Source organism: Syntrophales bacterium (genome assembly GCA_026417625.1).
Lineage (GTDB): Bacteria > Desulfobacterota > Syntrophia > Syntrophales > UBA8958 > JAOACW01.
The window spans coordinates 66,680-88,829 of sequence record JAOACW010000007.1; the positions used below are offsets into that span (position 1 = coordinate 66,680).

18 protein-coding genes are annotated in these 22,150 nt (G+C 43.6%); 10 read left to right on the plus strand and 8 right to left on the minus strand.

What is annotated here, in order from left to right; translation table 11 throughout:
- Positions 1 to 10: 10 nt before the first annotated feature.
- From N2317_06220 to N2317_06245, 6 genes are all read right to left on the minus strand, one after another.
- Positions 11 to 502 carry a flagellar basal body-associated FliL family protein gene (locus N2317_06220; protein MCX7817087.1) on the minus strand — a complete coding sequence of 164 codons (492 nt, stop codon included), beginning with the start codon at positions 500 to 502 and terminating at the stop codon, positions 11 to 13.
- A 674-nt stretch (positions 503 to 1,176) separates the two neighbouring features.
- Positions 1,177 to 2,802 (minus strand): flagellar hook protein FlgE, encoded by a 1,626-nt coding sequence (locus tag N2317_06225; protein ID MCX7817088.1) that lies wholly within the window; start codon positions 2,800 to 2,802, stop codon positions 1,177 to 1,179.
- A gap of 26 nt (positions 2,803 to 2,828) precedes the next feature.
- Positions 2,829 to 3,494, minus strand: a complete 666-nt coding sequence (locus N2317_06230) for a flagellar hook assembly protein FlgD (GenBank protein MCX7817089.1) — start codon at positions 3,492 to 3,494, stop codon at positions 2,829 to 2,831.
- Between the two features lie 15 nt (positions 3,495 to 3,509).
- Entirely contained in the window at positions 3,510 to 5,456 is a 1,947-nt protein-coding gene (locus tag N2317_06235; protein ID MCX7817090.1) for a flagellar hook-length control protein FliK, read from the minus strand.
- A gap of 142 nt (positions 5,457 to 5,598) precedes the next feature.
- Complete coding sequence (locus N2317_06240) at positions 5,599 to 6,381, minus strand: cyclase family protein (GenBank protein ID MCX7817091.1); 783 nt, start codon at positions 6,379 to 6,381, stop codon at positions 5,599 to 5,601.
- 11 nt (positions 6,382 to 6,392) lie between these two features.
- On the minus strand, positions 6,393 to 8,660 hold the full coding sequence (locus tag N2317_06245; GenBank protein ID MCX7817092.1) for a response regulator: 2,268 nt from the start codon (positions 8,658 to 8,660) through the stop codon (positions 6,393 to 6,395).
- A gap of 189 nt (positions 8,661 to 8,849) precedes the next feature.
- Here N2317_06245 and N2317_06250 point away from each other — a divergent pair, with 189 nt between their 5' ends.
- The 10 genes from N2317_06250 (at position 8,850) to N2317_06295 (ending at position 19,519) form a co-directional block, all read left to right on the plus strand.
- On the plus strand, positions 8,850 to 10,475 hold the full coding sequence (locus N2317_06250) for a metallophosphoesterase (protein ID MCX7817093.1): 1,626 nt from the start codon (positions 8,850 to 8,852) through the stop codon (positions 10,473 to 10,475).
- Positions 10,438 to 11,433, plus strand: coding sequence for a diguanylate cyclase (locus N2317_06255; GenBank protein ID MCX7817094.1), 996 nt, complete (start codon positions 10,438 to 10,440; stop codon positions 11,431 to 11,433). Before N2317_06250 ends, N2317_06255 begins: the two co-directional genes overlap by 38 nt.
- Before the next feature lie 78 nt (positions 11,434 to 11,511).
- A complete protein-coding gene (gene rplM / locus N2317_06260; GenBank protein ID MCX7817095.1) occupies positions 11,512 to 11,946 on the plus strand; it encodes a 50S ribosomal protein L13 in 435 nt (144 codons plus the stop codon).
- A gap of 14 nt (positions 11,947 to 11,960) precedes the next feature.
- Positions 11,961 to 12,359, plus strand: coding sequence for a 30S ribosomal protein S9 (rpsI, locus tag N2317_06265; GenBank protein ID MCX7817096.1), 399 nt, complete (start codon positions 11,961 to 11,963; stop codon positions 12,357 to 12,359).
- A gap of 35 nt (positions 12,360 to 12,394) precedes the next feature.
- Positions 12,395 to 13,432 (plus strand): N-acetyl-gamma-glutamyl-phosphate reductase, encoded by a 1,038-nt coding sequence (gene argC, locus N2317_06270; GenBank protein MCX7817097.1) that lies wholly within the window; start codon positions 12,395 to 12,397, stop codon positions 13,430 to 13,432.
- A 20-nt stretch (positions 13,433 to 13,452) separates the two neighbouring features.
- Positions 13,453 to 14,931 carry a cysteine--tRNA ligase gene (gene cysS / locus N2317_06275; GenBank protein ID MCX7817098.1) on the plus strand — a complete coding sequence of 493 codons (1,479 nt, stop codon included), beginning with the start codon at positions 13,453 to 13,455 and terminating at the stop codon, positions 14,929 to 14,931.
- A gap of 168 nt (positions 14,932 to 15,099) precedes the next feature.
- Complete coding sequence (locus tag N2317_06280) at positions 15,100 to 16,392, plus strand: TolC family protein (GenBank protein MCX7817099.1); 1,293 nt, start codon at positions 15,100 to 15,102, stop codon at positions 16,390 to 16,392.
- A 2-nt stretch (positions 16,393 to 16,394) separates the two neighbouring features.
- Positions 16,395 to 17,588 carry an efflux RND transporter periplasmic adaptor subunit gene (locus N2317_06285; GenBank protein MCX7817100.1) on the plus strand — a complete coding sequence of 398 codons (1,194 nt, stop codon included), beginning with the start codon at positions 16,395 to 16,397 and terminating at the stop codon, positions 17,586 to 17,588.
- 13 nt (positions 17,589 to 17,601) lie between these two features.
- Positions 17,602 to 18,297: an ABC transporter ATP-binding protein gene (locus tag N2317_06290; GenBank protein ID MCX7817101.1), complete on the plus strand. Its 696-nt coding sequence runs from the start codon at positions 17,602 to 17,604 to the stop codon at positions 18,295 to 18,297.
- Complete coding sequence (locus N2317_06295) at positions 18,290 to 19,519, plus strand: ABC transporter permease (GenBank protein MCX7817102.1); 1,230 nt, start codon at positions 18,290 to 18,292, stop codon at positions 19,517 to 19,519. Before N2317_06290 ends, N2317_06295 begins: the two co-directional genes overlap by 8 nt.
- 7 nt (positions 19,520 to 19,526) lie before the next feature.
- Here the strand turns inward: N2317_06295 and N2317_06300 are convergent, their stop codons facing one another.
- Positions 19,527 to 19,685 carry a hypothetical protein gene (locus tag N2317_06300; protein ID MCX7817103.1) on the minus strand — a complete coding sequence of 53 codons (159 nt, stop codon included), beginning with the start codon at positions 19,683 to 19,685 and terminating at the stop codon, positions 19,527 to 19,529.
- Between the two features lie 36 nt (positions 19,686 to 19,721).
- Complete coding sequence (lon, locus tag N2317_06305) at positions 19,722 to 22,148, minus strand: endopeptidase La (protein MCX7817104.1); 2,427 nt, start codon at positions 22,146 to 22,148, stop codon at positions 19,722 to 19,724.
- Positions 22,149 to 22,150: the final 2 nt, after the last annotated feature.

The following is a 22,150-nucleotide window of genomic DNA, read 5'->3' on the forward strand; positions in this document are numbered from 1 at the left end:
ATTTTTTTGTTCATTGAACTATAAACTCTGTAAAATAAACCCTGGAGACTTTGGTCGTTGTAAGAAAGCTGTTAATACGCAGTGTGATTTCCTCTTTTAATCTCTGCTTGCCTGTTACATCCATTAGTTCACGATACGTTTTTGCAGATAGAAGATCCAAAATGTTATCCCTCAGTTTAGGTTTTAGCAGGTTCAATTCCTTAACACCCTCTGGATCAGAAACTTCAAGCTGCAGAACCAACTTGAGATAACGATCCCCGTTTGTATCTTGAAGATTAACAATGAAGGGCTCCATAGGCCAAACTGTTCCGATAACCGGCTGAACTGCAGCTTTCTTCGGCTGTAAGTAAACGTTGATGTAGAAGTACGCCGCACTCGCTACACCACCTATAAGGAGCAGCACACCCAAACCAATAATTACCCATTTTACAAAAGGGGGTTTCGTCTTCATTTTTTTTTGCTGTTCCTTATCTACTGAATCATCCATTACTTCCCTAGCCATTACCATCCTCCATAATTATGAGAGTAAAACAAATCTTCTGTACTACGTTTCTAAATCAGCCACTCCACCACGATATAAAATCAACAAAACTAAACAAAAATTAACTAACACCAGAGATAACGAAACAACATGAAAGAAACGGCCTTCTACTTTACCTCGATGTTTAATCTCCAAAAGCAAGTTGTATACCATAGATACTGAAACAGATAACTAACCGTAATAGAAGTGATTTTTCTTAGGAACACACAGACACTAACAATTTGAATGCGATTTTAGACTAACGTGGGCGTCAGCAATTTGACAAAATATCTTATGCCCAGATATCTATGATAGATCCTTTGACGCACCTCTTTGATAAGCGGGGTGTAAAACTCTTTTCAGATGGTTTTAACACGTGTGGCACTTCTTTGTTATTCGAGTTGTTCACAGTCGACACATCTACGATATCATCACATTCAACCTCAACTCGTTGCTCCGGATAACTTACGTCTTTACGCTGATAAACATTGGCATACGAAACGCTTTTAATACTTGGGTAATGATAAGGGGGAATAGAATTTGTGCTCATTTCCAAACTTTCAGCAATAGTCAACAAAGAATATAATAGACCAATGAGAAAATAACAAGCGGTGATGGTTATTTTAACGCAACCATCACCGCCCATCACCTCTCTTTTATCTCTTAATGTTCATCAGTTCCTGAAGCATCTGGTCGGCAGAGGTTATTATCCTTGCATTCGCTTGATAAGCCCTCTGAGCTGCTATCATCTTTATAAATTCCCTAGCAATGTCCGTATTGGATGTTTCCAGTGAACGGGATTGTATATTGCCGAGCCCTCCTTCAGAAGGAATACCAATATTTGCCGTACCAGATTCCGCAGTCTCGACGAAGTAACTACCAACTTTAAATAAACCACCGGGATTTGTAAAAGCAGCAATCATTATCCTTGCCAGTTCTTGCTGCTGTCCGTTCGTGAAGAATCCCATGATTATTCCATTTTTGTTTATATCAAGAGCGTTCAGCAAACCAGCAGGATACCCATCATTACTGACATAATTCACCCGCGAATCAAGAGCGTAACAGGTGATCTCCGGGGCGTCCGCACTCGAAATGTCCCAGGTAATCACGCCCTCAACACCGATGGATTTGTTCTGCGCTGAAAAATCGAATTTTATGTCCTCTTTGGTGATGCCACTAATACCTCGCTGGCCATAGGGGTTGTCCGTATTAATTTTACCAAAAATATTCGCCTTTGCTCCGGAAAGGGATAGTGTCAAATCACTTTCTCCTGTGGCCTGATCGATCACTATTATTCTCCCGTCCAAAAGATTAACTTCCACGTCATGACTTTTATAAGCCTCTTTAATCTTGTTAAGTAGAGTCTGAACAGTATCGTACTTACCTACTTTATAAGTGATTTCATCATCATCTCCGGTAATTTTAATCTCATCATTTTCTTCAAAAGTAACCATATCCTCGCCATTGTAAAAACTAGTTCCTACAAGCGCTGTCGTCTTTTTTATTGCCTTAGTATTATCTGAATCCGTGCATACTCTTTCACTAGCCAAAATCTGTCTTCTCGTATTGGTAATCAACGTCCCCGTATCATCAAATTCAAGCCATGCATGATCCGGTACAACTGTATTACCATTGTCTACCTTAGCAGATATACTCCAGAGACGTGGTGTTTCCACAGAATGAGTAAAGGTTAGAGCCAAGTTGTGTTTGGAACCCATAGAATCGTAGATAGTCTGCGTAGAGTTAAAGTAATTAACCGCATCCGAAGGATCAGTTTCCACGTTGAGATTAATGCCCAGCTTAAATTTCGTCGTTTCGTGAGGTTTTGATTTGCGTCCCGTGAGATTTATCTTCGTTAAATCCGTAGACTCTTTACCATCCGCACTTATCATATGCCCCTGCACAAGATAACCACTTACATCGCAAAGATCACCCTCCTTGTTTATATAAAAGGAACCTGCCCTCGTATAGTAAACGAGATCGGCTTTGGGGTCTTTGACAATAAAGAATCCCGAACCGTCAATAGCAACATCGGTGGCATTCCCTGTAGATTCAAAGGACCCCTGGGAAAACTGAGTGGTAATAGCGGTTACTCCCACACCCTGACCAACTTGCATACTGCCAGAGCCCCCGGCAAGACTCTGGCTCAGCATACTAGCAAATGTGGTTTCACTTGCTTTGAACCCTATTGTATTAGCATTGGCCAGGTTGTTGCCAATTACGTCCAGTTGCTTGCTGCAAGCAGCAAGACCTGTTGTCCCTATCCAAAGTGCGTTAGCCATAATTACATACCTCCCCGAAGGTTCTACTAAATTACCTTGATCTGTTTCACATCGGTAAAGGCAACCTCTTTACCGTCCACTTTCAAAAACACCGATTGATTTCTAAAACTAACGGCTGAAACCTTTCCAGTAATCAATGGTTCAGCATCTACACTTTTACCATCTGAAGATGTGGCCACAACTTGAAAAGTACACCTGCCTTTGTAACCACCTCTGTTACTCCACGTTAATGTGTTGAGACCTGCTTTCTGCATACCTGACTGAATCCTATCCAGAAGTTCACCACTACTTCCGTAGATTAACACCTCCAGCGTTGCGGCATCCCCCGAAAGTTCATAGGATAGTTCCACAGGCTGTCCCAGAGCCTCAAAAGAATTACCCCCCGATGCTGTGATCTCTTTACCAATGAGTTGCACAGCCTGCATATTAGCCTGATTCAGCTGAAGAACACCCAAATTATTTATCCCTTCACTCAAATTGCAAAGCTGCTCTAAACTGGAAAACTGAGCAAGCTGAGCCGCGAATTCCGTGCCGTCCATCGGATTCAGAGGATCCTGATACTTAAGCTGGGCCACAAGCATCTTAAGAAAATCATCCTTTCCCATACTTTTCGAGGTGGTCTTTGTCGCGGTGGTTGTATTAGATTTTCCATACACCTCCAAAATTTTACTGATTCCATTCACATCGCCCATGGAAACCTCCATCCATTATGCAAAAATGCTTATATTTCTTTGCCCTATCTTTTCATCGTTGGTCTCACCTTCTGCTGAGAGTTCATGGCATTCAAAATGACGGTCATCACTTAGAAAATCCTGAGCACCCGTGTTTCCCTCCCTCCTCCAAGCACTACTCTCTGACCAATTACCAAAACCATTGAACGAACTGCCATCCTGCTGATCCGAAAACGGGTGAAGAATGACGTCTACGGAAGCTATCTGCAACCCCTGTTGCTGGAGAGAGCTTCGTAGGTCCTCCATCCCACTTTTGATAAGATGCTTCACGATCTCATTCTCAACCACAACCAACAATTTAACCCTATCCTCACTTACATAAAGATCCATTTCCACCTTTCCTAAAGTTTCCGGTTGCAAACTTATCCTCATCCGCCCACCTTCTCTCGATGCAGTAAATACACCCTCTACCACTTGATCCATGACAAAGTTTGAAAATGTACCGGGGTTCGCACTAGCCCTTTGAGAGACACTCTCCAACACGGCGTTCCTCGAAATGTTCTCCATTGCACCAAAAAATGAACGGTTTTCATCGCAAAGAGCCCCTTTACGATTATCTGCGGTCGTGTTCGATCTCTCCATTTCTTGCGAGGGAATATCAGAGGTTCGATCAGCAGTAGCAAACATGCCCATCATCTGATCATCCCGCTTCATATGAGGTAATGAATTGGAATCATTGAAGTTTTCGATAAATGATCTACCTCCCTGTCCATAATCTGTCTTCAAAGTCCCACTGGTTTCAGCATTGAATGTTACTTGCCTCTCACAAGTGATCCCATTTTTTAAAGAATCTTTCACAACCGGTCTTAACTCGCCCCTTACATTACGAACTGGATTTTCTGTGTATTCGGGAACATGTTCATCCAGAATAAAGAACCGTATGGCAGGATCAATTGAAAATTCATCATGTGTAAGAGATCTTTCATTTTCATTCAGGATACCTTCCTTTAAAAGATCCATCCTTGTATTAATCTTGGGAAAAGGTACATTCTCCCTTCGAGAAAAGATGATATCGCCATCATTTCTTATGATTAATCCTCCTGACCTCTCTCTTTCTTCCCCATTACTCTTCACAATCTTATGCGTAGTGAGATTCACACAGAAAACATTTTCTTCAACAAGATCAGTGCGGTTACAAACAGTAACTCCTTTAGCGATTGACTGACGATTCTCCCCGGCGTTTCCCTGTTGAACAGGAACAAATTGCAGATCTATATCTGCGACAACATCCTCCACAAAAGACGAAACTAAAGCCAAATCCACTCTAGTCCTGTCCTTATTCGCTGAACGATCCATAGCCAACGGGATTCTAGGTCTTCCCTCTTCCACAACAGGCGAAACGTCATTTACCTTTGGAGGTAGTCTAAAGGTTTCTCCCTTCCCGATACGGTTATGTATCTGTTCATGTAGACTAAAACCCACTAAAGCCGAATTGTTAGACACTACCCCTTTGTCCTTATAGTAACGGTTCTCCGGCAGGACTCTCCCTAAAATAAACGGAGTTAGAACCTGTCCTTCATTACTCTCAACACCTTTGCCGCAAGTCAGAACAGGATTTTCCTCCTTTATGGGTGTAAGAAATGGACACGTCCCAGCGAAAATATCATAGTCTTTTTGAAAATTCAGACCGCCTCTCGCTACTTTCTCGTCCCGAAAAGCTGAAATGAAACTTTTTGTAACTTTTGTACCATCATGTACGAGATCTATCTCTAATTTCTCCGGCACATCCGTCCAACCGGGTAAAGATTTCCCTAGATTTACATTCTCTTTCAGCTTTAGAAATTCATTTAAAAAATCAGGTGTATCATTCCTTCCCGCCAACCTATCCCTAAAAGAGTAACCCAGCCGGGACACTGAAGAAGAAGTTTGACAATTCTTATTTGATTTCCAAGCTATCTTTGAAGCATTAAAAGCAACTTTCATGTAGACCCTCAGTGATTGTTACAGTTCACTGAGAGCAAAGGTTATGCCAGTCATCTGAATATTGAAAAATGCAGTAATTACAGGAATTTTAGGCCGGGGTTAACTTTTTTACATCAATCGGAGGAAAAATTTTCCTTCCACACTACTCCTCAACAACAGCTACGGGCCTACACCAACCCGCAGAAGCTCCCTTGATTTTAACAGGAAAGCAGATCACAGTAAAACCGTACGGTTTTCCAATGGAACCAAAGTTAGCCATTTTTTCCATGTGGCAGTAACCAATCTCAATTCCCGCAAAGTGTGCCTCCCAGATTACCCTTGGATCCCTTGTTTGTTGAAATTCTCTTGCCAGAAAAGGTAGTGGACGGTCCCAGCTCCATGCATCGATGCCCACAACTCTAATGCCTTTTTCTGTAAGATAAAGCGTACTTTCTCTTGTCATACCCGCACCTTTCACCAAGTATTCCGGTGTTCCCCAGGCGGCATCCGCTCCTGTCCAGATCAAAACAATATCGAGAGGCTTCAAACTGTACCCTATTCTCCGAAGTTCATCTTCCACATCTGCAGCGGTAATTCTTTCCCCATCACCTTTGTGACGGAAATCGAGAAGGACACCATCGGACATACACCACTCTAAAGGAATTTCATCAACTGTAAGAGCCCTTTTACCTCCATCCTGTGTTGGGTGATAATGATAAGGCGCATCGAGATGGGTCCCACTGTGGGTCGTAAGATAGATAAATTCCAATGACCAACCAAGCCCACAGGGCAACAAATCTTTACTGATACCCGGGAAAAAATCGACCATCTGATTGGCCCCCACTTCGTGATCTATGTAATCTATTTTAGGAATCATCATGGGGGGGTCACTGGGCAGATTTCCCTCAATGGCTATACTAAGATCCACGAACCTTCTCTTACCCATGCTACACACCTCTAATGCTTACTCTCCGCAAGTACCATTTTTACCTTCTCTTTGAGATCTTCAAAACGGTAAGGTTTCTGAAGAAACAGGCGTGCTCCTCTGTTCAGAAGCTTTCTTGCCGTCTCGTCAAAGCTGTAACCACTTGTAAGTAAAACGCAGCACCGGGGATCAATCTCTAGGAGACTTTCCAAAACCTTTTCACCGTTCATACCGGGCATTATGATATCCAGAAGCACAAGGTCTATCTTTCCCATACTCTCTCTGTAAATCTTTATGGCTTCCTCACCATTCGTAGCCGTGATCACCTTGTATCCCATTCCCGAAAGCATCTCTCTTGTGACTTCCACCACCGTTAGCTCATCATCCACCACAAGTATAGTTTTACTCTCCCCACTTTGTTCTCTTGCCACATCTCGCCCGTTCATTTTTTCATCCACCAACGCTGGCAGAAAGATAGAAAAGGTGGAACCCTCACCTGGCTTGCTTTTGACAGTTATGTTACCCCCATGAGCTTTCACCACCCCGTAGACTACTGAAAGTCCCAAACCCTTCGATTGGCTAAAGTTTTTAATTGAATAAAAAGGGTCAAATATCCTTTCCTGAGTCTTTTCATCCATTCCAATACCTGTATCTCTCACGGTAACGAGAAAATAATCACCAGGCCCAACACCATGTGACTTTCCTAATGTACTATCAACGCTCACATTTTTTGTTTCCACGTACAGTCTACCCCCCGTGGGCATTGCCCAAACCGCATTATTTAACAGACAGTCAACAACTAGCTCCATCTGTGCCCGATCCACCTCGACCAACCATGGATCTAGTTCATACTTCTCAAACACCTGGATACCCTTCCGCTCCTTAGAGAAAGTGTGCAACTTAGCCTTTAAAATGTCGTTCATATTCACAGGCTTTAATTCATACTTACCCACCCCTGCCATTCCTACAAGTTGAGCTGTCAATGTTGCTCCTCTTTGAACAACATTTACTATGGACATGAGCCTCTCATAATTGGGATGGCGTTTGTCTGTTCCCATAAGCATCAGTGAGGCATGACCCTGAATCGTCATCAGAATGTTGTTGAACTCATGGGCTAAACCACCTGCCAAAGTAGCAAGGGCATCCAACTTCTTGGCCTGCTCGATCTGCCTTTCGGCAAGCACAGTCTGAGTTATATCCCTCATTACCAACACATAATTGGTAACCTTGCCCTCTTCATCAAAAACAGGTGAAACTGTAACAGCTGCTTCGTATGGCATGCCAGCCTTGTTGTAGGATGTTGATCTTACACTCCACGTTTCGCCTTTCTCCAAAACACGCTGCAACTCCTGAAATATAGGTGGTTCTTTGAAATTACATAAAATTCCCACATACTGTCCCAAAACTTCATCTTTTTTATAGCCCGTAACCTTTTCCAAATAATTGTTAACATAAAGGATACGTGCATCGCAGTCTGTTATGCAGACTCCCTCTTCACACTGCCCTATTGCTTCGAAAAGTAAGGCCTGCATTTTTTCAGCCTGCTCACGCCTGGTCATGTCTGTGGCCACGTGAATAAAACTGTGGACTTTACCATCTTTTACAATAGGAGTTATTTTTAAAAGATAAACACCCGTAGGAGTTCTAATTTTCGTTTCTTCCACATCACCCAAAGCGAAATACCTCCGAACGGGACAATTCTCAGGTGGATGGGTACTCCTATGAAAAACCTCGTAGCACAACTTCCCCAAAAGAGGACTCAACGTTTCCCCCGCCAATAACACTGCTTCCCTATTCGCTGCTGTTATCCTAAATTCAGGGTTAAGAACTATTGTGGGGTGTCCTATAGACTGGAATATATTTTCCCAGTCCTGTTTGGCCTGGGATATGAATTTTTCCGCTTCTATCTTCTTTTCCGCCCTAACCCGGGCTTCCCTCATCTCTCTCTCTATAACTGGAAGAAGGCGCACCATTCTATCCTTCATGACATAGTCATGAGCTCCCCACCTCATCGCTTTGACTGCTGTTTCCTCATCTATCCTCCCGGACACCACGATAAATGGAATGTCGATTCCCGCTTCTCTGTACACTTTCAAGGCCTGAAGTCCATCAAAATCCTGAAGCGTAAAATCACAAAGTATAAGGTCCCACTTGTACTTTAGCGCGTCTTGGAATTCCGGCAGGGTTCTAACAACTTTAACCTCCGGTGCATAACCACCTCTCTTTAGCTGAGAGATGATTAAGAAAACATCATCATCACTGTCCTCAACTAGGAGAACACGGATGCTTTTTTCGATCATGACAGAATACCCGCTTGCTAAGGAAGGAACCCCCTACTCCCCAATGTACGTTTATGCGTTTAAAAACAAAAATCAATTCTGTGTCAAGTGCTTTGTTCATTGGCAATTATGCGAAATCACTGAATCTTAAAAAAGTAGCCTATTTGAACATACATATGGTAAACTTAAATTAAGTTAGGGGGGTAACTGATGGAGATTGTTTATCTTTCTGACATTCATGACGACTTCGACAGTGTGAGAAACCTACTTAACTGTAGTGATGCAGACCTATACATAGTTTCTGGAGATCTTCTCGATCGTCCCTTCTTCACAGAGGAAGCTACAATCAGGTACAGACAGTGCGAGCAGTTAACATACAAACTCAGACAACGTTTAGGATTACGCAATATCAGAAGAGAGAATTTAAAAGAAATCCTCATCGATCGGAAAGACATATCCGACAAAGATTGGAAAATTATTCAAACCCTTGAAGAGCTGACTATCCGTGGTCGTCGCGCTGCTCATCAGAAGTACAAAGTCCTGGAAAGCGTCCTAAGAATGAAAAAAGAAAATTTGGTTCTGTGCCTTCCGGGAAACCACGACATGGATTTACAGTATACATCCCTCCATACGAGAGATTTGCACCGACACTGGTATCAAGTAGGTCATTTTAGAATAGCTGGTTATGGTGGTGCAGATACTTACACACCGGGTATTCCCTCCCAGTACATAGTAAAGTACAGAGGCGATCAGGGTAAAAGTGAAATGCTACGTTTCTTCAATGAAATTAAACCCGATATAGTGGTTACTCATAAACCCCCATTCGGTATACTTGATTTCAGAACATTTGGGGGTGAAAGTGGCTCGTTAGAACTTCTCCGTTTCTGTGAAGAAAACAGTGTCCTTCTATGTCTAAGCGGCCACATACACGAACACTGGGGCTTTGAAGAACACAGAGGTACCGTTTTTCTTAACCCTTCCAATTTCGGAACAATTGTCTCCGGTGGCAAATTGTTGGAAGGAGGGGTTTTTTTTAAAATCACAGTGGATGAACATGGTCTCTCCAATATAACCCTGGCGAAACTGGAAAACAAAAATACCGTAGACATGGTAAACTTAAGAAAAGAAGGTTCCTGCTGGCAAAGAAAGGTATTAAACAGAGAACACTTCGGCGAATTTCTGCGTAGAATCCCAATAAGCCCGAAGGAATCAAGTGTACCTACTATTCGTCAGCGTCTTATCAAAAACATGAACCACTTTTTTAAGAATTCGCAGGAAAACGACAATTTGTTACTCCCCCTTCTGTCAAAAGTTTCCAACTTAGAACACCATTTTGATGTTAGTATTGGTGTAGAATTCTTAGGCGAAGTACGCCCCTTCGCAAAGTCAGGCGTAGTCTTTTACTTTTCTGGAAGTAAAGATCCAAGCGAAATCAAAAAGAAAATCTACGAAGAAACATCCATTATAAGAGATGTGTACCTTGTGGATGTAATCGATCTCAATGAAGTGAAAAACGCTATACAAAAAAGAGATTACGAAGATCACTCTCTTCTGTTATTCGCAGCATATCACACATTTGGGACCACCATCAAAAAAGGTCAAGTAGAACAGATTGAGGATCATCTTGAGCGGGATGGTATGTTCAAGGGTGAAATTGAGGGATCTGGAAACGCCTACCTGGAAATATTTATAAACTCACTCGAAACTTCTGAAAGCCTAAAAGATTTTTACTCAAAAATGGAATCGCTGGGTATCACAGTGCCCGAGTCATTCCAGAAGATAATTGCTGGGTACTACAATGGCCCTTTCAAAAAACAAAATCAAGAGTCTTGTTAAAACGACAGATATGCTATGCGCTTCTTTTACACTGAAAGAGGCGTATGAAGTCATGGGCAGAGAATTGTCTCGACTCTTCGAAGCCGGTGCTTTTTATAGATTTAACGCTTTAAAATCCCTGCTAGAATTGGTAGTAAGTTGGGGCTATACACCACACAGCACCATTTTTACGACATCTGATTGCCTGGCAATCCGAAGGAGCAGACCTCACCTCGTTGCCGGATCACTTAAAGAAATACCATGTGGTCACTGCTCCGGTGAAAACGACGGACGGATGTCTATGTGCCTTCCCATGAATGTCCATGGAGAATTTATAGGTCTCCTTCACTTTAGGAGCAACCCACCACCCAATTATTCGAATAGGGGAATTGAAACGTTTGAGCAACTCTGCCTGATAACAGCACAACAGATTCGTCTCGCCCTGATGAATTTAAAATTACGGGAAGACATAACTCTGATCTCAACCAAAGATCCTCTGACAGGTCTAGTTAATCGTCGGCATGTGGAACCTACACTAGAATTGGAACTTAGAAAAGCTAAAAGACAGGAAAAACCTGTGGGTATGATGTTTATCGACATCGACCACTTGGGAAGAATAAATCGTAATTATGGTTTTGAAGAGGGAGAGCGAATAATCAAAGATTTAGCTGCACTTCTCAACATCGTAAAAAGGGATGAAGATATAGCCTGTCGGTGGGGAGCAGATGAGTTTATTGTTATACTACCCGGCGTATCTTTGGAATCTACGAAAAGAAGGGCGGAAAACATAAGGGAAATGTTAAAAGACAGGGCAGAATACGAACACAGTAGGCATTTGAAGAGAATAACCCTTTCCATTGGCGTAGCCGCTTTCCCGGAACATGGTGAAACAGCACAAGACCTGATACAGTCCGTACGGCTTGCCCTTGAAAAAGCGAAACGGGAAGGGAGAGATAGAGTGACTGTAGCTGAATATTGAGTGAACAACTTTTTCTTGACAAATAAAAAGAAATTTCATAGGGTCGCAAATCGATTTTTTGAATAACCGGTGGTAACTATGAAAAAAACCACAATTTTTGCGAAAAAGGGAGAGGTTGAAAAAAACTGGTACGTTGTAGATGCCCAGGGCAAGGTACTGGGAAGACTGGCAAGCAAGATCGCTGCAATCCTGCGTGGTAAACATAAACCGATTTATACCCCCCACGTGGACACAGGGGATTTTGTCATTGTGATAAATGCCGATAAAATAGTGCTCACGGGTAAGAAAAATAAAGACAAAATCTATTACCATCATTCCCGTTATCCAGGGGGACTTAAATCAACACCAGCGTGGATAATGTTGGAAAAGAAACCAGAAGAAGTGGTGAGATTAGCAGTAAAGGGAATGCTTCCCAAAAACCCTCTTGGCAGAGCTATGCTAAGGAAACTCAAGGTTTACAGGGGTGGTGCTCACCCACACGCAGCACAATGCCCAAAAGTACTTAACATCTAGGTAAGGCGAGCAAAATGGTTGCGGTAGAAAAAAGATATTATGCCACAGGAAAGAGAAAAACGGCAATTGCCCGGGTTTACATGAAAAAGGGTATGGGTAACTGGATAATAAACAAACGTTCGTTAGATGAATATTTCCCTAGAGAAACCTTAAAATACATTATCCAGCAACCACTGGAGCTCGTGGGGCAGACAGGAAAATTCGATTTCTATATCAATGTTCGCGGTGGAGGTATTTCCGGTCAGGCTGAAGCGATAAGACATGGCATAGCGAAGGCGCTGGTTGAATACGACAGTGAATTGAGAAGTATCCTAAAAAAAGAAGGGTTTTTAACTCGAGACCCCCGGGTGAAGGAAAGAAAAAAATACGGTCAGCCTGGAGCAAGGAAGCGGTACCAGTACTCCAAGCGCTAACTTTTCAGATCTTTCCCTTATTGTACTGAGGATATATGGTAAAGGTTGCCATTTATGGAGCTTCTGGCTATACAGGACAGGAGTTATTGAGGTTATTACTTTACCATCCCCACGTTGAGGTTACTGCTGTAACATCTAGACGCTATGCAGATTATCCTGTTTCCCATGTGTTCCCCATTTTCACAGGGGTTACTACCCTCCATTTTGAAAACGCCCCCCCTGAATCAGTGGCTTCCCGATGCGACATCGTGTTTCTTGCCCTACCCCATGCTGTTTCCATGACAGTTGCGGAGACCTTTCTGAAGGCGGGGTGCAGGGTAGTGGATTTAAGCGCTGACTTTCGCCTACGCAACAGAGAAACATACGAACACTGGTATGAACCCCACAAGACTCCCCACCTCTTATCCCAGGCAGTTTACGGAATCCCAGAAATCTATAGGATTCACATCCGAGAAGCTCAATTAGTGGCCAATCCTGGATGCTACCCTACCAGCATTATCCTGGGATTGGCTCCCTTAGTTGCTCATCGGTTAATCGAAACCAAAGGAATAATCATAGATTCTAAATCCGGTGTCAGTGGAGCAGGACGAGAACCAACCGTAACTTCTCTTTTCTGCGAGGTCGATGAAGATTTCCGTGCTTACAAAGTGGCTAGCCACCGGCATACACCAGAAATCGAGCAGGAACTGAGCAGACTCGCAGGTACAGATGTGGAAGTCAATTTTACCCCTCATCTATTGCCTCTGTCCCGAGGTATATTGAGTACCATGTACGCAAACCTAAAAGAGTTCTGGAGCACCGATGAGATTGTCAATCTGTACAGAGAATTCTATAAAAATGAAAAATTCATACGCGTTTATGAGAAGGGAAAACTACCTGCTATTTCTTCCGTTCGCGGTTCCAATTTCTGTGACATTGGTATCACCGTCGATACCAGAACAAACAGGGTTATAATAATTTCGGTCATCGATAACTTGATAAAGGGAGCCTCTGGCCAAGCCATCCAAAATATGAACATAATGTGCGGTTTTGAAGAGGATAGTGGGCTTAGAGTTATGCCTCTTTATCCGTGAGATAAGGCAGAGGAGGAATTATGGCCATAAAAATCTACAACACGCTATCACGGAGTAAAGAAGAATTCAAACCATTGACCCCTGGCAAAGTGGGCATCTATACATGTGGAATTACGGCTTACGATTATTGCCACATAGGCCATGCCCGCTCAGCAGTTGTCTTTGACGTGATCACCCGGTACTTTCGTTACAGGGGTTATGATGTAAAATACGTGAAGAATTTCACCGACGTGGATGACAAAATCATAGAAAAAGCACAAACCTTAGGAACATCCATTGGCGAGATCACAGAGAAATTCATAGCCGAACACGACAGGGATATGGAGGCCCTAGGCGTGATGAAACCCACAGTTTCACCAAGGGCCACAGAAAACATAGACGGCATGATTGAACTTATCAAGAAATTACTGGATAAAAACCTCGCCTATGTGGTGGATGGTGATGTGTACTTTGCCGTCGATAATTTCCCCTGCTACGGTAAGCTCTCAGGGAGAAGTCTCGAGGAGATGATGGCCGGGGCCAGGGTAGAAGTAAATGTAAGGAAAAAGAATCCCCTCGATTTTGCCCTCTGGAAAGCGAGCAAAGAAGGTGAACCAAGTTGGGAGAGTCCTTGGGGAAGGGGACGTCCCGGTTGGCATATAGAGTGCTCCGTAATGAGTCAGCGTTTTCTTGGCGAGACATTCGACATACACGGAGGCGGCGAGGACCTCATCTTTCCCCATCATGAGAATGAGATTGCCCAGTCAGAAGGTGCAACGGGAAAACCGCTCGCTCGATATTGGGTTCACAACGGTTTTGTCCGGGTGAAAAGTGAAAAGATGTCAAAATCCCTCGGTAATATCGTGACAATTCGCGACATACTCGAACGCTATCATCCTGAGGTGTTACGATTATTCATTATATCGAGTCACTACCGCAGCCCCATTGATTTTTCCCCTGAAGCACTGTCAGAAGCCCGCATGGGGATGGAAAGACTCTACAATACTTTGAAATCCATAAAAGATGCCCTTTCCGAAGATACATATGAAGAAGAATCTCAACTGGAACTCACAGAAGAGGACCGTAATCTCCTAGAAAAACTAGACCATATACGTGAATCCTTCATAGAAGCTATGGACGATGACTTCAACACCGCCCGAGCACTTGGTTTCTTGTTCGACACCGCACGAAGCGTTAACAGTTACATAGGAAAAGTTTCAAAACCCTGCACAGCATCTCAAAGGAATGTGCTCAAGAGATGCCAGAGTTTATTCCAGGAACTGGGGCAGATCTTTGGTATCTTCAATGAGGATCCTGACGATTACTTTAGGAAAGATCGGGAGAGAGAAGCAAAACATCGAAACATCGATCTGAACGAGATCGAAAAACTGCTGGAAGAACGTCATCAAGCAAGACTGAAAAAGGATTGGGTTAAAGCAGATGAGATCCGCCAAAAACTACTCGAGAAGGGTATCACATTAAAGGATACCCCCAAAGGAACGGAATGGGGTTTTGTGTAATCACCTTCAAGTGTATAAAAATTATCTATCAGACCTGCCGAACTGGTTAGTCTGTATACGATTATATTTGAGGAATTTGCTTTCTTTTCTTCTAAAACACCGATACAGCAAGACAAAAATCCTTTTGGCTTTTTTTTTGCAAAAAATTACCTGAAAATGTACAAAACGGTGTTAAGAATCTTAATAGCAACATTACTCGTTCACACACTTGCATTACCGGGACACACAGAGGTTTTACCGGAGATAAGGTATGGCGAAAAGTTAGCTCTTTCCCGTCTAATTGAAATTGCACTTAGAAAACATCCCACTTTAGTTGCTGCTTCAAACAACACTGTTGCCGCTGAAACCAGAATAGATCTGGCAAAATCTAACCTCTATCCGCAATTAAACTGGTCAAATTCGGTTCAACGCATTGATCCTTATCATACCCCGAAAGGGAAAATTCCAGCCACAACTGGTGACGTCTACAATAACTACACCACCTCTATCAATGTGAGCCAAAACATATACGATTTCAAGAGAACAGGGACGCAAATTGAAATTCAAAAAATGAATGCAAAGGCGGCAAATTTTGAACTTGAAGCAACAAAGAAAAAAATCATCCTTGGTGTTCGTCAGGCATATTACAATCTCCTCAAAGCAAGCCACCAGCGAAGCGTTGCAGTAGAAACAGTAAATCAATTCCAACAACATCTGGAACAGGCCCGCAAGTTATTCGAGGTCGGAATGCGGCCCAAAATAGATGTCACAAAGGCCGAAGTTGACCTTAGCAATGCACGCCTGAATCTTCTCAAAGCTGAGAACACCCTTAAACTAGCCATAGCCTCTTTGAATTCAGCCATAGGTTGTCCGGATGCACCAGAGTACACAGTAGAGGACGACACAAACTATACAGCAGAAGTTATCTCGTTCGAAGAAGCACTGAAAACTGCATACGAAAACCGGCCCGATTTAAAGGCTCAACTGGCCAGAGTAGAAGCAAACAGGCAAGCAATTACATTGGCTAAAACAGGATACCTTCCCACTATAACAGGTACTGCAAGCATCGGTTATGGTGGGCAACAGTTCCCCATTGATGAGGGCTGGTCCGTGGCGGCCAGTCTAAACATACCCTTATTCAGTGGATTTTCCACGACGTACGAAATTCAAGAATCTCTGGCGAATCTCGAAGTTGCCAGAGCAAATGCGGAAAACCTTCGACAGAGTATTTACCTAGAAGTTCGCCAGGCTTACTTGAACATAAACGAAGCGCTAGGGCGCATCGAAAATGCAAGAATTGCCATACAGCAAGCAGAAGAAAACCGTGAATTGGTTATAGGCCGATACAATGCAGGACTAGGAAACTCTATAGAGGTGGCAGACGCCATCGCAGCGGCCAGCAATGCAAAGTTAAACTACTGGTCTGCCTTTTACGACCTTAAATCAGAGATAGCAGCCTTAGAAAAAGCAATGGGAAAATGAAGATGGGCACACGTATAACCCGAAAACGTATATTTTACCTTACCTCCACCGTCTTACTACTTTTAGGAACCATTCTATTTTTTTACAGATGCAACAATGCAAACCCTCGGTTATTCCGCACTGAAAAAGTTGCGAGAGGCGATATCCAGTCTGTCATTACAGCTACAGGAAAAGTTGACGCGGTAACCACTGTTATTGTCGGAGCCCAGCTTTCTGGAATGATAAAGGAGCTCCACGTGGACTATAACAGCAAAGTCAAAAAAGGCCAGCTCTTAGCTAGAATAGATCCGGCTCTTTATGAAGCCCAAGTTGAGCAGGCTCGGGCAAACTTACTTCTCGCAAAGGCCAACCTAGAGAAAGCGGAGGCCCAAGCTAGGGACGCACAAAGGACACTTTCCCGGTATGAAAAGCTGATAGAGAAAAACTTTATATCAAGAAGCGAACTCGATACCGCCATGACAAATCTAGAAACAGCAGAAGCTCAGGTAAAGGCAGCAAAAGCTCAATACGAGCAAGCCAAGGCTTCCCTTAAAACGGCCGAGACCAACCTTCGCTACACTCAGATACGGTCTCCAGTGGACGGGATAGTGATTTCCAGAAATGTGGATGTAGGACAAACGGTAACTGCCAGTCTACAGACCCCTACCCTCTTCAGTATTGCTCAGGATCTAACAAAGATGCAGGTGGTTGCTAGTGTAGCAGAAGCGGATATTGGGAGAGTGAAAACCGGACAACCCGTCCAGTTCACAGTTGATGCATACCCAGATCACGTATTCGAAGGTAAAGTCCACGAAGTTCGGAATGCTCCAATAAATGTCCAGAACGTTGTTACCTACGAAGTTATAGCGCGAGTGGAAAACAGTGACCTTAAGCTTAAACCTGGCATGACAGCCAATGTATCTATTATCACAAATGCTAAGAAAAATGTTCCCAAAGTCCCAAATACAGCTCTTAGGTTTCGCATGCCCGATGAAATTAGAAAAAAATTGAGAAAAACTAACTACGAAAGTGAAAAGAGAACAGGAGTGTGGATCTTAACTCCCAGTGGTCCGAAACGGGTAGCTGTTAAAACAGGCATCAGCGACATGAACTATACAGAAGTCCTGTCGGGAGAACTTAAAGAAGGTGATGAAGTTATAGTGGACGTTCTCGTAAAAAAGAAAGATTCAGCCGTGCAACCACGCTTCATTAGGTGACAGTATGTCCTCCATCATTGAAACGTATGATTTAAGAAAGTACTATGACCTTGGAGGAAATACAATAAAAGCCCTTGATGGGGTTTCTATCAAAATAAATACAGGTGAGTTTGTGGCCATAATGGGACCATCCGGGTCAGGAAAATCTACATTCATGAATGTCATTGGGTGCCTGGACCAGGCCACATCGGGACGTTATCTTTTGGATGGCAAAGAGATAAGCAAATTAAATAAAGACGACCTAGCTGAAATCCGTAACCGGAAAATCGGTTTTGTTTTCCAAGGATTTAACCTCCTACCCAGGGCAAAGGCTGTGGAAAACGTGGAATTGCCCTTAATATATAGAAAGGTTGACGCAAAAACAAGAAAGGAGAAAGCCATCTCCGCCCTTCACGCGGTAGGCCTTAAAGGTAAAGAGTATCATTATCCTCATCAACTATCCATAGGACAGCAACAGCGGGTGGCTATCGCCAGAGCCCTTGTGGGTGAAGCACCCATAATACTAGCGGATGAACCAACAGGTAACCTCGATACAAAAACCAGTAGAGAAATTATGGAACTCTTTGTAAAACTCAATGAAGAATCGGGGGTAACGGTCGTTGTTGTTACACATGATCCTCCCACCGCTTCTTTCAGTAAACGTATAATTAGATTTCTTGACGGTCAGGTCGTGGACGACGCACCGAACAGGAGAAATATCCATGATTGACCTTGTCACAACAGTCCAGATAGCCCTGCAAGCTCTTTGGGTTAACAAAACCCGCTCTCTTCTTACCGTCCTCGGCATTATTATAGGTGTGGGTGCAGTAATTGCCATGGTGGCCGTAGGTCAGGGTGCGAGCAGAAAAATATCCCACCAGATTTCAAGCGTGGGGAGCAATCTCCTTGTGGTATTACCCGGAGCTGCTACATCAGGGGGGTTGCGATTGGGTATGGGAACCCAGATGACATTGAACATAGGAGATGCAGAAGCTATTGAAAGAGAGTGTTCATCTGTGGAAGCGGTCTCACCCGTACTGAACGGTGTCGCCCAGGTTGTGTACGCCAACAATAACTGGTCAACTGTCGTTCACGGTGTGGGCATCCACATATTGACCATTCGTGATGCAAAGCTCACATCTGGACGCTCGTTCAGTGAACAGGAAATAAGAAGTGCAAGTAAAGTATGTCTTCTCGGTCAGACAGTTGTAGAAAATCTATTTGGAGAAGTGGACCCTGTGGGAAAAACCATCCGCATTAAGAATTTTCCTTTTACTGTAATCGGTGTGCTTGAACCAAAGGGTCAATCACTCATGGGACAAGACCAGGATGACGTGGTGTACATTCCCATTACAACCGCGCAAAAAATAATCTTTGGAACGCATTTCCCTGGAATGGTTCGCCAGATCCTTGTTAAAGCGAAGAGCATCAATGATATGGAAAAAGCAGAAGAAGAAATAAACGCCCTTTTAAAGCAACGTCACCGGATCGGCCCGAGAAGCGAACCAGATTTTTCTGTAAGGAACATGACACAACTATTACAGGTCGCAGAACAATCAGCTCGTATCATGACCCTTCTCCTTGGGGCAGTAGCCTCTGTATCTTTACTTGTAGGGGGCATAGGCATCATGAACATCATGCTTGTATCGGTCACTGAACGCACACGAGAAATTGGTATACGTATGGCCGTAGGTGCAAAAATCAGAGATATAAGATTTCAGTTCCTCGTTGAAGCCGTCACACTATCCCTTGCTGGTGGGGTCATTGGCATATTCGTTGGCGTATTGGCTTCATGGTTAATTTCGACCTTTGCAGGGTGGGAAACACTAATCTCACCACTATCCGTTGTTCTTGCTGTGGGATTCGCCGCTTTGGTAGGTATCTTCTTTGGCTATTACCCAGCTTACAGAGCATCAACACTGAATCCCATCGAATCACTTCGCCACGAGTAGCACTTACTTATGAGCTTACCTTTTTAACAATAAACAGGGCAACGACAGCAAAGAGAAGCACAAAAAGCGCAAATAGTGCAAAAAACTGCTCTACAAACGTAAGGCCAGAATACCAGTCCATCACCTTATTGTAATAGGTGTTGTAAACTTGCAGCAGCCTATCCATATTCACACCCTACGACGCTGCCATGGTGAGTGTCTGTCAGGAGTTAAGCATTGCTGGTGTGATGCGCAGAGCTCCATCCATTTCCTCATTATCCGCTTTATCTTCCTTTTTATCTTCCTCAATACGTGCCTCTTTCTTATCTTCCAATAATGCCACATTTATAACCTCATCGACAGATTCCACAAAGACTATCTCCAATGAATTAAGTATGTTCTCCGGAACTTCAGCGAGATCCTTCTCATTTTCTTTTGGAATTATCACCGTTTTAATATTCCCTCTGTGAGCCGCTAACAGCTTTTCTTTAAGTCCTCCCACTGGCAATACTCTGCCCCGGAGGGTTATTTCCCCTGTCATAGCTACATCGCCACGCACCTTCCTCTTCGTCAATGCTGAAGCTATAGCCGTGGCCATGGCAATACCAGCCGACGGTCCATCTTTGGGTATTGCACCTTCCGGGACGTGAACATGAATGTCCACATCTTTGTAGAAATCACTGGACAGACCAAACTCTTCAGCCCTTGCCCGCACGTAGGTGAACGCGGCCTGAACAGATTCCTGCATCACATCCCCAAGTTTACCAGTCATAACCATCTTTCCCGCACCTTTCATCACCATTGCTTCGATGGCGAGGAGCTCACCACCAACCTCCGTCCAGGCGAGCCCTGTAGCCACACCTATCTGGTCCTTTCCTTCCGCCTCACCATAACGGTACTTGGGTACTCCAAGATATTTAGGAATTGACTTGGATGTTATCCTGATCCTCTTCTTCACGCCATCTGTTACAATCTCCCGCGCAACCTTACGGCAGATGGACGCAATTTCCCTTTGAAGGTTCCTTACCCCCGCTTCCCTGGTGTACTGGCGAATGATCCTCAGTATTGCCCCGTCGGTAAAGCTTATATGATCCTTTGTAAGACCATTTGCTTCCATCTCCTTGGCTACGAGAAATCTCTTAGCTATTTGCATCTTTTCGTCTTCAGTATACCCAGCAATACGAATTACCTCCATCCTATCCTGGAGAGGAGCAGGAATCGTCTGCAACACATTGGCCGTAGTAATGAACATCACATCGGACAGATCGTAATCCACTTCCAGGTAATGATCGTTAAAGGCGTAATTCTGCTCGGGATCTAGTACCTCAAGAAGTGCGGATGCGGGATCACCTCTAAAATCAGAACTCAACTTATCCACTTCATCGAGACACATTACAGGATTACTCGTCCCTGCCTTCTTCATAAGCTGTATTATCTTACCCGGCAAAGCCCCTATGTAAGTTCTTCTGTGACCCCTTATTTCAGCTTCGTCCCGAACTCCTCCAAGGGAGAAACGGACAAACTTTCTGTTCGTAGCTCTCGCCACAGATCTCGCGATAGAGGTTTTCCCCACCCCTGGCGGACCAACTAAACATAGAATAGATCCCTTGTTCTTATTTACGAGTCGCTGAACAGCGAGATACTCCAAGATTCTTTCCTTAACCTGTTTGAGTCCGTAGTGATCCTCTTCTAGAATCGCCTCCGATTCCTTTAAAGTGTAATTATTCTCAGTCTTTTCACCCCAGGGCAGATCTAGTATCCAGTCTATATAATTCCTAACCACAGTTGCCTCTGCAGACATGGGAGGCATCATTTGGAGTTTTTTGATCTCAGCTTTTACCTTCTTATAAGCTTCTTCTGAAAGTTTCTTCTGACTTAACCTTCTCTCTAACTCTTCTATTTCATTCCTAAACTCATCCTTTTCGCCCATTTCCTTCTGAATGGCACGAATCTGCTCATTCAGATAGTAATCCTTCTGAGTTTTCTCCATTTGCTTTTTTACACGCCGCTTGATCCTTTCCTCCAGCTGCAGAATCTCGATTTCACCCATCAACAATTCCAAAATCGCCTCGAGTCGCTCGTTGAGGTCAAAAATCTCCAGAACCCTCTGTTTGTCCTCCAACTTCACACCAAGATGAGAAATGATAACATCGGCGAGCTTTGACGGATTATCGATAGCAGAGACGGTACCCGCAATCTCCACGTGAACTTTTTTGCTGAGTTTAACGTACTCCTCGAAAGAATCCTTAAGGCTTCGCACAAGAGCTTCTGTCTTTACCTTGTCGTCACTTGCCCTCTCATCAACCTCTTCAATCTCCACATAAAAATACTCATCAGAACCGAGATAATGTCTAATTATACCCCTTTTCTTGCCCTCCACCAATACTTTAACAGTACCATCGGGTAGTCGAAGGAGTTGAATTATTAAACCTACCGTTCCAACTCTATATATATCGTCTTCTCTAGGATCATCTTGCTGAGCATTTTTTTGAGCCGTTAAGAAAATCCCCTTTTCCTGCTTCATCGCCGCTTCCAATGCAGCAATTGACTTCGCCCTCCCCACAAAAAGGGGGACAATCATGTGTGGAAAAACCACCACATCTCGAAGTGGTAACAGTGGTAATCTTGTAACCCTTTCACTCTGTCCCATAA